Raw genomic sequence first — 251 nt, 5'->3', positions numbered from 1 at the left:
GGGTCGCAGGTTCGAATCCTGTCTTCCCGATTTATGGCGGTGTAGCTCAGCTGGCTAGAGCGTCCGGTTCATACCCGGGAGGTCGGGGGTTCGATCCCCTTCGCCGCTATATATATGGATTTCTTGGACCTTTAGCTCAACTGGTTAGAGCACTCGGCTCATAACCGAGCGGTCGTAGGTTCGAGTCCTACAAGGTCCATATATTAATTATAATATTTGGAGGATTACCCAAGTCCGGCTGAAGGGAACGG

General features: G+C 51.8%; 2 tRNA genes. Both read left to right on the top strand.

What is annotated here, in order from left to right:
* Nucleotides 1–35 precede the first annotated feature (35 nt).
* Nucleotides 36–109, top strand: a tRNA-Met gene (locus tag HMPREF2867_RS09835).
* A 16-nt stretch (nucleotides 110–125) separates the two neighbouring features.
* Nucleotides 126–199 (top strand) — tRNA-Ile (locus HMPREF2867_RS09830).
* Nucleotides 200–251 lie beyond the last annotated feature (52 nt).

Source organism: Streptococcus sp. HMSC064H09 (assembly GCF_001812625.1).
Classification (GTDB): domain Bacteria; phylum Bacillota; class Bacilli; order Lactobacillales; family Streptococcaceae; genus Streptococcus.
The sequence above is the reverse complement of the archived record's forward strand: the minus strand, read 5'-3'. Positions and strand labels throughout refer to the sequence as shown.